The organism is Cyclobacterium plantarum, from assembly GCF_011290685.1.
GTDB lineage: Bacteria > Bacteroidota > Bacteroidia > Cytophagales > Cyclobacteriaceae > Cyclobacterium > Cyclobacterium plantarum.
In genome coordinates, this window is the sequence record NZ_JAANYN010000004.1 from 109,374 (window position 1) to 123,769 (window position 14,396).

At 43.1% G+C, this 14,396-nt stretch carries 8 protein-coding genes; all 8 read left to right on the top strand.

Annotated elements, in window-relative coordinates; all coding sequences use genetic code 11:
* Positions 1–565 precede the first annotated feature (565 nt).
* The gene (locus G9Q97_RS10725) at positions 566–2,023 is read left to right on the top strand and encodes an alkaline phosphatase D family protein (RefSeq protein ID WP_166146695.1); all 1,458 of its coding nucleotides are present in this window, start codon (positions 566–568) and stop codon (positions 2,021–2,023) included.
* Positions 2,024–2,179: 156 nt separating this feature from the next.
* Positions 2,180–3,709: an alkaline phosphatase D family protein gene (locus G9Q97_RS10730; RefSeq protein ID WP_166146697.1), complete on the top strand. Its 1,530-nt coding sequence runs from the start codon at positions 2,180–2,182 to the stop codon at positions 3,707–3,709.
* Between the two features lie 93 nt (positions 3,710–3,802).
* A complete protein-coding gene (locus G9Q97_RS10735; RefSeq protein WP_166146699.1) occupies positions 3,803–4,417 on the top strand; it encodes an RNA polymerase sigma factor in 615 nt (204 codons plus the stop codon).
* Positions 4,418–4,701: 284 nt separating this feature from the next.
* A complete protein-coding gene (locus G9Q97_RS10740) occupies positions 4,702–5,808 on the top strand; it encodes a FecR family protein (RefSeq protein ID WP_166146701.1) in 1,107 nt (368 codons plus the stop codon).
* A gap of 157 nt (positions 5,809–5,965) precedes the next feature.
* Positions 5,966–9,331, top strand: a complete 3,366-nt coding sequence (locus G9Q97_RS10745) for a SusC/RagA family TonB-linked outer membrane protein (protein ID WP_166146703.1) — start codon at positions 5,966–5,968, stop codon at positions 9,329–9,331.
* 13 nt (positions 9,332–9,344) lie between these two features.
* Positions 9,345–10,868 carry a RagB/SusD family nutrient uptake outer membrane protein gene (locus G9Q97_RS10750; protein ID WP_166146705.1) on the top strand — a complete coding sequence of 508 codons (1,524 nt, stop codon included), beginning with the start codon at positions 9,345–9,347 and terminating at the stop codon, positions 10,866–10,868.
* Between the two features lie 61 nt (positions 10,869–10,929).
* On the top strand, positions 10,930–12,321 hold the full coding sequence (locus G9Q97_RS10755) for a sulfatase (RefSeq protein ID WP_246255603.1): 1,392 nt from the start codon (positions 10,930–10,932) through the stop codon (positions 12,319–12,321).
* A complete protein-coding gene (locus G9Q97_RS10760; protein WP_166146709.1) occupies positions 12,311–14,356 on the top strand; it encodes a sulfatase-like hydrolase/transferase in 2,046 nt (681 codons plus the stop codon). The genes G9Q97_RS10755 and G9Q97_RS10760 overlap by 11 nt, the downstream gene beginning before the upstream one ends.
* The last annotated feature ends 40 nt before the right edge of the window (positions 14,357–14,396 follow it).

A 14,396-nucleotide genomic window follows, 5' to 3' on the forward strand; every position in this document is an offset into this window, starting at 1 on the left:
CCGAAACCTAGGCTATACGAAGCCAATGCGTTGCTGGCAATGGCAGGATGTGAATGAAGGCTTAGTAAATTCCATGAACACAACGAGAGTGAATCAATTATGACAGACAGTCGGGGTAGTTCGAACCAAATATGAAAAGCTGTCTACAAGACGGAATCATATCTCCCTCGCTGACCAACAGTTATCTTGGCAGGTTTGACCAATATATGAAGAGCTTAGGTATACGAATTGTCTGGCATGCTGACGACATGCTGCTGTTTGTTCCTTTAGAAAGAGCGATGTGGCGAGGTATACGGCAATAGCCACAACCTATCTCAAAGAATAGCTTTTGCCCTAAGCCAGAAGAAAACCCGATTGACAAGTATGTACAGGGTGATAACGCCCGTATAAACGGTTCTGGGAGAGGGGTAAAGATAAAAATTTAAATTATTTATCTTTAACAAAATCGATTGACTTTACCGATCGACTTCGGCAAGGCAAAAGAAATTTATTATTTCTTGCAATAGTAATTATAGGGATTTTGGCGTAAATAAGATAGATATCAACAATCAAATACCTGGAAATTATGGCGGAAAACAGACGCTCATTTTTAACAAAAATCGGTTGGCTGACGGGCGGTTTGATCACACCTGTAAATACGATCCGGGCCAGAGCCCCTTTCAAATTGGGGAATTACCGGGTATATTTCACCAATGGATTTAAAGTAATGGAAGTTTCCCAAAATGAAGCCATCATTTGGACCCGATTATGCGCCAATGAACAACCCAATCCACTCATCCATCCGAAAGAAAAGCACAAAAGTCAGAATAACGAATACCCCATTGATTTTAATGAACAAATGCCAGTCAGGGAAATGGATGGTGGAGTGACCGGTTCACCCGGATGGGTACGGGCAATTGTGGAAAACCAGAGAGACAAGCAGGTGTCTGACTGGCAACAGGCAAGTGGTGAAGGGGATTTTACGGTCAGTTTTCCCTTTACAGGTTTGGAACCCGCTACCGAATATAAGGTGAGATTGGAAGGTAAAGCAGAAAAAGGTAAAGTCACGGCCCACCAATCCGGATCCTTTAGGACTGCAGGAAGTGAAGCTAGTCCTTCGGAACTTTTGCTCACCACCTCCACCTGCCAGTACTTCTGGAATCATGATGACAAAGACCGGGGCTTTAAAACCTATGATGCCATGCGTCAATTAAAACCTGATTTTTTTATTCATACCGGAGATTATGTGTACTACGACCGTATCGGTCCCATGGTGGATAACCTGGAAAAGGCCCGGCACAAATGGCATGCGATGGATGGCTGGCCGTCTTTAAAGGAATTTTATCAGCATGTACCCATTTATATGCTAAAGGATGATCATGACCTGTTAAAAGATGATGTGTTTCCGGATTCCAATCCTTTGGGGGAGTTTACTTTAGAGCAGGGGCTTCAAGTATGGCGGGAAAATGTACCTTTAAAAGGTAAACCGTACCGAACCTTCAGGTGGGGTAAGGATTTACAGGTTTGGTTGGTGGAAGGCAGAGAATTTCGGAGTCCCAGGGAAATCATTGCAGGAGGTGGTAGAACTATTTGGGGGGATGAGCAGAAGCAGTGGTTTACAAGTACCATGAAAGCGTCTGATGCCAGCTTTAAAATACTATTTTCGCCTACACCAGTGGTAGGGCCCGATAGAGAGAAAAAAATGGACAACCATGCCAATCAGTTGTTCAGCGAGGAAGGAAATTGGTTGCGGCAGTTTTTGGCGGAAATGAATGGAGTCTTTGTGGTCAATGGGGACAGGCATTGGCAGTATTTTTCGATAGATCAGGAGACCGGACTGAGGGAATTTGGTGCAGGGCCTGTATCTGATGCACAGTCAGGGGGATGGGCACAGGAGGACAAACGACCCGAACACCAATTTTTGAGGGTAAAGGGAGGATTTTTAGGCATTAAGGTTTTCCGTCAAAATGATATTCCAAAAATTGATTTCAGACATTATGATGTAAATGGTAATGAAATGCATCAGGAAGAATTTGAAGCATAGGGATTAATACATTTGAACCTGATCAGGATCCTTGTTAAAAGAAACCAGAAAAAACAGCATCAGCAATTTCTTTGGATCAAGGCAAAAACCTCAAGCCAAGAGGATGGCCAGATTCGAATTTACGTCATTTGTTATATTTTAACTTTACCAAGCGTAATGAATACCAGACATTTAAAAACCCAAAAGACCTTGATCAGAAAAACCATTTTAACAATAGACCTGTGCTTCACCTGGTTCCTGTTATTGCTCTTGTCCTTTCCATCTCTTGCACAGAATTTTGGAGAACAAGGACATCCCATGAATAAAAGTACGGATAGCAGGGAAATATTGAAATATTGGAAAACCACTCCCGATGCAGATCAAGCACTGTATGAATCGGCCTATCAAATTTTGTCATCCAACAAATATGGTTCCTATGCCGATTTACTGGCCTCCAATTCATTTAAAAACCTGGTGCAACAGCAGGGGCGTAAACTCCTGGCAGGCCCTATGCTGGGCCAGATTAAAGCCGAAAAGGCAGCTGTATGGGTTAGAACTTTGGAGCCTTCGAAGGTCGAAGTAGAAATAAAGCATGGAGAGGAAAGATTCATCTTTGGCCCCGTATATGCTACTTTTGAAACGGATTTATCTGCCGTAATAAAAGTTGATGGTTTGAAGCCTTCTTCCAGGTACCCCTACAAAATCATTGTCAATGGTGAAGTTATTCCTTCGGATGTTGAACAAGTGATCACAACCCTACCAGAATTGGGCAATAGTGAAGAAGTAAAAATTGCTTTTGGCTCCTGCCCCCATCGTTGGGGTTTGGGCAATCACAAATTATTGGAACAAATCAGGGATAGGGGAAACCATGCCATGTTATTGTTGGGAGATATTGCGGTACAGGACCGAAATGATCATCTGGGTTTGCACCGGGCCGACTACCTGCTCAGAGATTTTTTACCGGCTTGGCAGGACTTTGCTTCAAAAGTTCCTGTTTATGCTTCCTGGGATGATCATGATTATTTCGACAATGACAAAGCAGGAATACCTGAAGGTTATTCTGATATAGACCGGGATGGAGTAAGGAAAGTATTTCAACATTCCTGGGTAAACTCTTCCTATGGAGAGGAATCCAAAAGTCAGGGGATCTTTACCCGGGAAAGAATTGGCCCTTTTGATATTATCATGACGGATAACCGGTTTTACAGGACAGGTCAAAAAGGATCATTTTTGGGTAAAAGTCAGATGGACTGGTTGAAGGAGCAATTATTGGACTGTAAAGGACCTTTTATCATCCTATCCTGTGGTACCATGTGGAGCGATTATGTGTCCAATGGCAAAGATTCCTGGGGCGTTAATGATCCCGATGGAAGAGAGGAGATTTTTGACTTTATTGAAGATAATGGTATTAGCGGGGTGCTGCTCATTTCAGGAGATAGGCACGGAGCTCGTGGGTTTACTATTCCCAGAAAATCCGATTTTGGATTTTTTGAATTTGAGGCCGCAAGTTTAGGAGCAAGAGTTGGTCCTCCGGCCAAAAATCCGAGCTGGAATACCCAGTTGTATGGCATTGATGGAGAGTTTGCCTTTGGGGAATTTACTTTTCTTCCTTCCAGTGAAGATCCAGCTGTTGTATTCCGCCTGGTAGGGGAAGATGGTGGCCATATATTTCAAAGAACCATCAAAAAAAGTGAATTGACACCATGATCAGTTTATAGATATTTAAATGAAAATGCTTAAATAATTTGCTTTTTAAGTTAAAATAGAGAACTTCAAGCGGATAAACCCAAATATCATAGCATGCAAATTGTTCCTAAGTTAAATACACTACCTCAGGAAACCAGTCCTGAAGAGCTTTGGCTCGGGCTGAAATCCGGAGATAAGCATGCTTTTGAACAACTATATAGAAAGTATGTCAAGGTGCTTTTTCAACTAGGCACCTCCATAACAGGGGATGCGGAATTCGTGGAGGATTGCATTCAAGAGCTTTTTATTGACCTGTGGAAGTATAAGAATAATATCAAACCTACAGACAATGTAAAGTTGTATTTGTTCAGGTCGCTCTCTAATCGAATAAACAAAGAGAAAAAGAAGGCGTTTAAGGGGAACGAAAAGCAGAGGCAAGCTGCAGCAAACTTTCCCAGTCGGCTTGAGAGCGTAGAAGTAAAAATTGTAAATGCGCAACGGGAAGAAGCCGTACAAAAGAAGTTAGCTAGCATCTTGAAAAAACTTCCCATTCGGCAAAATGAAGTTATTCAGTATTTGTTTTTTGAGAATCTTTCTTATGAGGAGACTTCCAAATTGATGGGTATCAACCTTCGGTCGGTTTACACATTAGCTTGGAAAGCACTCTCCACACTTAGAAAGTCCATTATATCAGTAGCGGCTTACCTGATCACCCTACCTCTTTGGTGAATTAGACGTTGGAATTATTTTTTTCTCATAGGTTGATCCCTGATGGCCATAAAAAATTTAATGAATCTAATATTCAACAGCTTTAATCCGTTTCTGGTTTGTTCTGTTTAGATCGGTTTACATCCCGATAACCCCTATTCCAGAAAATATCAAAAATAGATGGTGTTAGAAGTTTCCTTTCAGATGAATTGTTGTTTAACTCATCGTTAAAAAATAAATTTTTATTCTTTTCGGAGGATAACTTCTGGTGTTTCCGGGCTTAAGATAAGTGAAAGGTTTCTTTTATGAGTAAGACCGAATACACAGTTGAAGATTTTATGCTGGACCCAGAGTTTAAAAAATGGGTCCTGGCACCCGACGAGGAAACCAGAGCCTACTGGGAAGTTTTTTTGGAAAAACACCCGGAAAAATATGAAAACATGAAGTTGGCCCGGAGGGCGCTGATAAATTTATCGAGAAACCTTGGTGAAATTAGTGAATCACGCATAGAGGGCATATGGACCGAAATAGATACGTTCATTAATGAACCAGAAAAAGAGCAGGCGGAAAGAAGGACCGTCTCTATAAGTTCGGAAAGTACCCTTAGGCGATTTGCAGACAGACAAACAAGAACAGGTTATAAGGCCAGCTATCAGTTTTATCGGGTGGCCGGTATACTTGTTTTCGCATTTTCACTGGGGATTTTATGCAATTTTCTACTTGAATATCCTGAAGAAGAATTTGTGGAAGTCCCACTGGTTTATGAAGAGCATTCAGTCCCTCCGGGTGTAAAGTCAACGCTTAGGCTACAGGATGGCTCCAGGGTGATTCTCAATTCGGGAAGTACGTTGCGGTACGTTAAGAATTTTGAAGCGGACAAGCGGGAGCTGTTTTTAATTGGCGAGGCTTTTTTTGAAGTGGCCAAAGATAGCTTGAGACCCTTTGTCGTAAAGACAGGACCGGTTTCTACCAAAGCCTTAGGCACTTCCTTTAATATCACCGCGTATCACGATGAGCCACTTGATGTGGCCTTGCTCACTGGAAAGGTGAACGTGGCGTTGGGTTTTGAGAAATCTCAGGAAATTATCCTAAAGCCGGGCGAGGGATTGAATGTTAGCATAGGTGAGCAGGCCCATAGTAAGCACCAGATAGAGGAGGAGAAGGTATTGGCATGGACCAGAAAGACCATTCTTTTTGAACAGACGCCCATAGGGGAAGCCATTAGGGTGTTGGAAAACTGGTACGGAGTTCAAATAGAGGTACTTAATCGTCCCGAAAGAGGCGTACTCCTATCAGGGAAATTTGTAGATCAGACGCTTGAAGGCGTACTGGAAGGATTGAGTTATTCTGCCCGGTTTAGATTCAAGTTGGATGAGGACCGGGTCACTTTAAAATTTGATATGTCATCTTAAAGTTCAAACTGCCTATGTAAAAAGTCTTTTCCAAATAAAAAGAGCCACGGATGTTGCTGCATCCGTGGCATGTTACCCGATTACAGAGACGGCAATCCCTGAGTCGGCAAATGTTTGCTTAACCAATTGGCATCGCCTAAACAAACCAATCAAAGATATGAAAAAATCCATACTTAAGCATGTAACACACATGACCAAGTTATTCTCCATTGCGTTTCTCTTCCAGTGCCTTACCATGAGTTTTCTCATGGCATGGAATGGAAATGCCCAAGTCAAAAATATTGAAGAAGTAACAGTGTCCCTCTTCCTGGAAGATGTGAAAATTGAGCATATTTTTCGGGAACTTGAAAATAACACTGGATACAATTTTGTGTTTACCAACAAAGAGCTTAGAGATATTCCTAACGTAGGGGTTAGGTCGAACAACAGCTCGCTTTATGATGTGTTGTTGAGCCTGGCAAATCAAACCAACCTTACTTTTAAGCAGGTAGACTATAATATTCATGTAAAGAAAACAAAAAAAATTGCCGCTGTATCAAAAGAAGTGTACGCAGCTGACATTAATGTTTCAGGTACAGTTACAGATAATAATGGTGAGCCACTTCCGGGGGCTAGTATTACTGTCAGGGGAACCAGCACAGGGACTGTAACAGACCTTGACGGTAATTTTTCAATTGATGTTGCGGAAGGGTCCATATTGGTATTTTCGTACATCGGATATACCTCCCAATCCGTCGAGATTACCACACAAAGCACGATTAATATTTCTCTGGCAGAGGACCAGTCTTCCCTGGATGAAGTTGTGGTATTGGGATATGGCTCAGTTCAGAAAACTGATTTAACAGGTTCTGTTTCGAAAGTAGAGGCCAAGGACCTTGCTAATTTACCAGCTCCAAGAGTAGATCAATTGCTCCAGGGAAGAGCTGCTGGGGTAAATGTAACTTCTGTGAGTGGCAGTCCGGGTGCCCAGGCCTCGATACGCATCCGTGGAGGAAATTCGGTGCAAGGTGACAACGAACCCCTTTATGTAATAGATGGCTTTATAGCGGGTACCAATTTCAATTTGAATAACATTAATGTCAACGACATCGAATCCATAGATATATTAAAAGACGGGTCGGCTATTTCGTTATACGGAACACGAGGTGCCAACGGCGTTATTTTGATAACTACCAAAACTGGTAAAGGCGTTGCTGGTGGTAAACCGACAGTATCATTGAACGCCTATACCGGATTCCAGAACCTAGCACGAAAAATTGACTTCTTAGATGGCCCTGAGCGTGCCGCATACGGATTTGAGTATGCTGAATTCAGTGGAGAAGCCAACCCATTTGTAGACGAAAGCTTGATTGGTAACACCGATTGGCAGGAACAGATCACCAGAACAGCTCCGATTAACAATTTGGATTTATCGGTACGGGGCAATTCAGAAAGGGTAAATTATTTTATTTCTGGAAATTACATGAATCAGCGGGGGATAATTAGAGAGTCTGGAATTGAAAGATACAGTTTTAGAGCAAATCTGGATTTCAAGCTGACAGATAACCTGACATTGGGAACAAGGATCAATACATCTTTCGTAAAAAATGACAACGATTTGGTGAGTCTCTGGGAGGCCAGGCGAGCATTGACTACTTTTCCGGTTTTCAAAGAAGACGGAACACTGTGGGATGAAGATTACGTACAAGGGGGGCCCTTCGACAATCCGGAAGCTTTGCTTAGGATGCAAAGCAACCAAACCATGATCAATAATTTACTCGGAAATTTTTACATCGAATACAAGCCTATTGAATCAATTACCATTCGGTCTACCATCGGTCCGCAATTAAACTGGCGAAAACAAAATGTCTTTGAATCTGGCAGTGTACCATCAAGGGCTGCTGCTCAGAGGGGCGGTTTCGGTAGGATCACGAATAGTTTCAATAATCAGATCTTACAGGAGAATACAATTACTTTCGACAAGCAGTTGTCTGCAAACCATAGGATTAATGTTTTGGGTGGATTTACCTGGCAAACTTCTGCAACAGAGGGATTTACTGCCCAAACGGATGGTTTGCCCAATGACGGTGTTTCCTTTGATGTATTACAATTAGGAAATCCTGAAACCTTCAGGATCACTTCAAATTACAACGATCCCTTCCAGATTGTGTCCTGGATCGGACGAACCAATTATACAATTTCTGACAAATATCTTTTTACCTTGGCGGGGAGAGTGGATGGTTCATCCAGATTTTCGGGAGCAAATAATCAATATGCTTTTTTCCCATCTGGGGCCTTTGCATGGAGATTAGGAGATGAAGAATTTATCCGGAATCTCAATGTCTTTGACGAATTAAAATTGCGGACAAGCTTTGGAAGATCTGGAAGTCAAGCTATTGACTCCTACAGCACATTAGCTGTGTTAAACCCTGGCACAGTAATATTTAATGGAAACCAGGGTATTGGCGTAAGACGAGACAGGCCCGCCAACCCGGATCTGAGGTGGGAGACAACCTCCCAATTCGATATTGGCCTCGAAGCAGGTTTCTTTGATAATCGATTGAGTCTGGAAATTGATTATTATTACAAAAAAACCGTTGACCTACTTTTAAATAGAGAGATTCCCCGTCAAACCGGGTTTAGCCAACGGCTTGAAAATATTGGTTCCTTACAAAATCAGGGTATTGAACTGATGATCAGGTCCGTAAATATGGATAGGAATGACTTCAGGTGGTCTACGGATTTTACGATATCCGGGAATAGAAGCCGGGTCCTGGATTTGGGGGGAGTAAATGAGATCAATATTCATTTCCTTGATCAGGGTGGTCAGGCCGCAAAATTAATTGTCGGTGAACCTGTCGGTGTATTTACTGGTCTTGAATATCTGGGAACATGGCAAAGTCAGGAGGAACTAGACCAGTTTAGGTATAGTGGGTTAAGAGCTGTGGTTGGCGGCCCCAGATTTAAGGATACTAACGGAGACGGCTTTATCAGTTTCAATGATGACTTTGAAATTATTGGAAATCCGGAGCCGCTGTTCTTTGGTGGAATCAATAATAGTATACAGTGGAAGAATTTCTCCCTGGATATTTTTCTTCAAGGTACATTCGGAAATGATGTCTACAATGAGTTTGCGCAAAGAGGCTTTTTTGGAAGAAGTGACCAAAATATCTACGGAATGGCAAGAGACCGATGGACTGTAGATGATCCCCACCCCTACATTCCAAGGGCAGGTGGAACAGTCAGTATTTCTGATATCCCTTCAAACAGTGAGTTGGTGGAAAGTGGGTCTCATTTGAGGCTGAGGAATGTTATGCTTAACTATACTGTGCCATTGAAAAATAATAAATTCATAAAAAATCTAAATGTTTATGCGAGTGGTGCAAATATCTTTCTGATTTCTAATTTCAGAGGTTACGATCCGGAAGCAAGCAGAATTGGTCCGCAATCTGGTAATACCTATGGAAGCGTGGTAAGGGGTATTATTCGGGCCGAATACCCAAATGCCAGAACCCTAACTTTCGGATTGAATGCAAACTTCTAAAACCTTATTGATCATGAAAATATTAAATTATAAAAATTTTTGCTTGTTAATTTTGTCAGTGCTGTCTCTCGGCTGTGAAAGTTTCCTGGAGGAGGAAGTTCGTGGTATTATCGACCCAAGCACGTTTTACCAATCAGATGAAGAGGCAGTATTAGCAGTCAACGGAATCTATCTGAATTTGAGGCAAAATGGATTTTATGGCAATTGGCAAGGTATCCATACCTTCACTCAATTGGGAGCAGATGTATTGGAGTCCAGCCGTCAATTTGGAGGTAATGAACCCATGCAGAATTATACCCTGACCCAAAGTAACTATTCAAATGCCCGGCAATTATGGCAGTTGATATACAGGATGATTGGGGATGCCAATTCGGTAATTACTAATATTGAGAACAGCCCAAATATTAGTGCTGCTGTCAAGAATCAATCCATAGGCGAAGCTTTATACCTAAGAAGTTATGGGTACTATCATCTCAGTAATTTATGGGGTGATGTACCCTATTATGATGAAGAAATACCCATTGCAGATGCCGCCAACCTAGGTAGGACTCCTGTCAATGAAATCAGAAGTAATCTCATCAGCGATTTGACGAGAATAGAAACAGAAAATTTGCTTCCGGAGACCTATGGAGAAAGTGATTTTGGGCGACCCACGGTATGGGCGGCCAAAACTCTGCTTGCCAAGATTTACCTATGGCAAGAGGATTGGACAAATGCCAGAGAAGAGTGCTTAAGCATTATCAATAATTCCCCTCATCAATTACTAGCCAATTACGGAGATGTCTTTGATGTGAATAATCCTTTCAATGAGGAAATTATATGGGCCATTGATTTTCAAAAAGATGTGCCTGGAAATGCACAGGACCGTACGGACGGGTTTAATCCCCGATTAAGGGATGAGCCCAAAAATCCCGCAGATAGAGGCCCGCTATCCGAGGCTTTGGCAGCTAGAAATGAGGAATTCAACGGATACGGTCTAACGGTCCCCATATTAAGTTTTATCAACGAATTTCCTGAAAATGATCTAAGAAGGCCACACAATATCCTAAGTGAGTATCTCGGGTTTGAGTTGACATTCCAATACCTGACGAAATTCACCAATTTTGATTTTGTCAATTCTCCGAGAGGTAACCATGGTGAAGCTACATTGGTGTTCAGATTGGCGGATGTTTACCTTATGCTTGCAGAAGCGGAAAATGAATTGAATGGTCCTGATAATGCCTATCAGTATATTAATGCGGTTAGGGAAAGGGCCTATGATCCGGCACAACCGTATAGCGGTTTAACCCAGCAAGAATTAAGGAGTGCTATCCGTACGGAACGAAAGTGGGAGCTGGCAGGTGAAGGGCATCGTCGGTATGACTTGATCCGATGGGGTATTCTTTTAGAGACAGTAAAAAATTCAGTTTACCGAACCTATGACCCTGGTAGCAATATTCAGCCTCACCATGTCAAACTTCCCATTCCAGAGGAGGAGATCATCTTAAATCCAGCCCTCCTGGATTCTGATCCCACTAATAATGGTTATGGGAATTAGGAATATCATAACGCCTACGTGTTTACTATGTTACTGTCTTATATTGCTGGTAACACCAATATTGAGTGCTGGTGTAAATCCACAAAAACCCAATATCATCCTGATCAATGTAGATGACCTGGGGTGGAAAGACCTGGGGTTTATGGGCAGTGCCTATTACGAAACCCCTAATATAGACAGATTGGCAGGGCAGGGCATGGTTTTTTACCAGGCCTATGCCGCTGCTGCCAATTGTGCTCCTAGTCGAGCCTGCATGATGAGTGGTAGGAATACCCCCAGTCATGGTGTCTACACCGTAGATAATTCGGAAAGGGGAAATTCAAAAACGCGTAAAATCATACCTACACCAAACCGCGATTTTCTTCCCGACTCCCTGTATACCCTGGCCGCAATGCTTAAGGATAATGGCTATACAAATGGTACTTTCGGAAAATGGCACATCAACGAAGATCCCCTGCAGCATGGCTTTCACGTAAATGTGGGAGGAAGCCATCGTGGCAACCCGGGGAGCGGTGGCTACTTCAGTCCCTACAAGATTGACTTTATCGAAAATGGACCAGACGGAGAATACCTGACCGACAGATTGACCGAAGAAGCCATTCACTTTGTAAGAGCAAATAAGGAAAAACCCTTTTTTTTGTACCTGCCTTTCTACTCCGTGCACACACCCATTATGGGTAAACCGGAGTTGATTGAAACCTTTGCCGGAAAGCAGGGAACAAAAGGGCAGGATCGGCCAGATTATGCTGCCATGGTGGCCTCGGTGGATCAGAATGTAGGTAAGTTGATGGCCGTTGTGGATGAGCTAAATCTGGCAGACAATACGCTGGTGATTTTCACCTCTGATAATGGAGGCATAAGAGATATTTCTTATCAAACTCCCTTGAGGGCAGGAAAAGGATCCTACTATGAGGGGGGGATCCGTGTCCCCTTGGTGATGCGCTGGCCAGGTAACATTCAGGCCGGAAGTAAAACGGATTTTCCGGTGACGAACCTGGACTTTTTTCCAACCCTAAAAAGTATCATCAGCGCGGAAGTACCAGCTGCTGAACAACTGGAAGGAATTGACCTTAACCCCGTTTTCCGCAAGCAACCTATGGCGGAGCGAGCAATATATTGGCATTTTCCCATATACTTGCAAGCCTATAATCCAAAAGAAGATGGGGGCAGGGATCCTTTGTTCAGGACGCGGCCGGGATCTGTCATCAGGAAAGGTAAATGGAAGCTCCATCATTATTTCGAAGATGGGGATTACGAACTCTATAATCTGGAGGAAGATCCCGGGGAAAAACACAACCTGGCCCAAAGTCAGGTAGAAATCAGAAACCAAATGATTGATTTGCTCGAGTCCTGGAGGCTGGAAGTCAATGCACCTGTTCCGGGTCAGGCAAATCCACTTTATGATAAAGCATTTGAAATGAATCTCATAAAACAAAAACTGAATGAAAAGTAAACTGATAGTACTTTCCCTCCTGGTATTGGGTAGCCTGATTCTGCCTAACCGCATTTTCGGGTCCAGCCAGGCAGATAAAAAACCAAATATCATTTTTATCCTTACCGATGATTTGGGATATGGCGATCTGGGTGTATTGTACCAGAACCAACGCAAAGCTGAAGGGAAGCCCTTTCATAGCACACCAAACCTGGATAAGGTGGCCGCCGAGGGGATGATTTTGACCCGCCATTATGTGCCTGCACCGGTATGTGCACCATCCAGGGCAACATTATTGCTTGGCTTGCATCAGGGCCATGCCGAGGTCCGGAACAATCAATTTGACAAAGCCCTCCCAGCCAACCATAACCTGGCCACCGTTCTTAAAGAAGCAGGATATGCCACAGCATTAATAGGTAAATATGGACTGCAGGGATTAGAAGGAGATAGTCCTTCCACCTGGGAAGCATACCCTACCAAAAGAGGGTTTGATTATTTTTTTGGTTATGTGCGGCACAGAGATGGCCATAATCACTATCCCGCCCATGATGTGGCCAATAGGGGGCCTATGGAATTATACGATGGGAATGAAGAGATTTCAGCCCATTTAAAGGGGTGCTATACCACCGACCTTTTTACAGCAAAGGCAAAAAAATACATACAAGACCATAAAAAAAGTGATCCCGAGCAACCGTTTTTTATGTACCTGGCCTACGATACTCCACATGCGGGCCTGGAAATCCCCGGTATGCCTTATCCCTCAGGGGGAGGTATAGATGGCGGAGTGCAATTGATAGGCGAAAAAGGAAATTACATCAATACAGCCCGGGGTGAGGTGAATAGTTTTATACATCCAGACTACCGAAATGATGACTGGCCAGAGGTACAGCGGCGCTTTGCCAGTATGGTTCGCCGGATTGATAATGCTATCGGAGACCTTGTTCACTTGTTGCAGGATTTGGAAATTGACGAGGAAACCCTGATCGTGTTTACTTCCGATAATGGTCCTCATCATGAGTCTTACGGTTACGGAGATTATGATCCCGTTTTTTTTGAAAGTTTTGGAAATCTGGATGGCACTAAAAGAGATACCTGGGAAGGTGGTATTCGTGTACCGACCCTGGTCAGATGGCCGGGCAAAATTCCGGAAGGGAAAAGAAATGATTCCCCTTCCGGATTTCATGACTGGTTGCCAACATTTGCGGAAATCAGTGGATTGCCGGCGCCGGCAAATACCGATGGAAGGTCACTTTGGCCCATCCTTTCCGGAAATGAGAGCGAGCATGATGGAAAGGTGTACATTGAGTACCAGGTAAACAATAACACGAAAAGCTACGAATCATTCCTTGAATCCAAAAGGGGGAAAAAGCGGGGCGAAATGCAGGTGCTGTATCTGGATGGGTACAAAGGTATCCGGTACAATATTTTATCGCATCAGGACGATTTCAGCATTTTTGATACCAAAAACGACCCGGGAGAAACCCGGGACCTTGCCGGAACAAATGGGGAATTTGTAAAGCTCCAAAAAGAAATGAAAAACACCGTTTTGCGCTGGAGAAGGTACAATGCGTCTGCTGAAAGGCCCTATGACGGAGAGCCGATTCCCGCCCTGGTACCTGAAGGGAAGCTGACAGCAGGGGTAAAACTGTCCAAATACAAAATTGATTCTCCCTGGGTCCCTTTTATTCACAGGGGATTGGATCCATCGAAAGAGACGATGGTTTTATCCGGGATTGAAGCCATTCAAGGAGAAAAAGAAAACAACGTCTTGGTTTATGAGGGATTTTTAAAAGTGGAGAATAGCGGGGAATATGAATTTAGCTATCAAACCAACCAGGGCTTGGTGATGCATATCCATGAAGCCCTACTAATAGACGATGACCACCCCAATTTGGCCAAAGGGAAAGGTATGACCAAAGTAGTTCTGGAAAAAGGATTTCATCCGGTTAAATTGGTTACAAAAATTGTTGATTTTAGCGAAAAGCCGGAGCTGGAACTTAAATGGTCTGGAACAGGTATTCAAAATGAATATTTACCTGTTTTTTATCAGGATTAAAAGACAAAATGTTTTATATTTCGTGTATCCTGAAAAGTCA